Origin of the sequence: Leucobacter sp. G161 (assembly GCF_001482305.1) — a bacterium.
In the GTDB taxonomy this organism is placed as follows: domain Bacteria; phylum Actinomycetota; class Actinomycetes; order Actinomycetales; family Microbacteriaceae; genus Leucobacter.
Genome location: NZ_LOHP01000041.1, coordinates 1 through 650 on the forward strand (window position 1 = coordinate 1; position 650 = coordinate 650).

Here is a 650-nt window from a genome sequence, read left to right on the forward strand (position 1 = left end):
GTCTCCCCAGCAGCACTACCGCGGCAATTGATCGTGCGCTCGCATACGGCGCGCTGACCGTTCGAGGGTACGACCGGATCTTGCGGGTGGCGTGGACCATCGCAGATCTCGCTGGGCTCCCCCAACCCGGGCGCAGCGAGGTCGCGCGGGCCCTCACCCTGAGAGGAAGTGCCACATGAATACGCAACATCCGAGGCCAGCCGCAGCCGAACCAGCCCCCGGCCCGCGCAGCACCGCCAGCCAGGGCAAGAACGGCAACGTACGACCGGACCCGGAGACACGACGGCTTCTCACAACGCTCTGCGGCAGCCCAGATTTAGGAGAGGAAGCCTCCGAGGTCCTCTTGGCGCGAGCAATCTGGTCACGCCTTGCAGAGCCGGGAGATGCGGTAGCCGGCGAACTCGTGACGCAGCTCGGCCCCGTCCGTGCACTGGATCTCCTCATGCGCTCGAACCCTGTCCAGGCGTTGGCGCGTGGGCTCGGGGCAACCGGAGAGAGCTCCCCAGATGCTTCCCCGCGGCAGCTCAGTGCCGGGGTCAAACGTTGGCGACCGCGGCTGGACCGTTCGGCGAGCGCACCAGTGCGTCTCCCCAGCAGCACTACCGCGGCAATTGATCGTGCGCTCGCATACGGCGCGCTGACCGTTCGAG

The 650-nt window shown here is 67.7% G+C and carries 2 pseudogenes; both read left to right on the forward strand.

Annotation, left to right across the window (positions count from 1 at the left end):
• Positions 1-179, forward strand: a pseudogene (locus AUL38_RS16760) (ATP-binding protein); the annotation flags it as partial.
• Positions 176-650, forward strand: a pseudogene (locus AUL38_RS17070) (hypothetical protein); the annotation flags it as partial. The pseudogenes AUL38_RS16760 and AUL38_RS17070, both read left to right, overlap by 4 nt.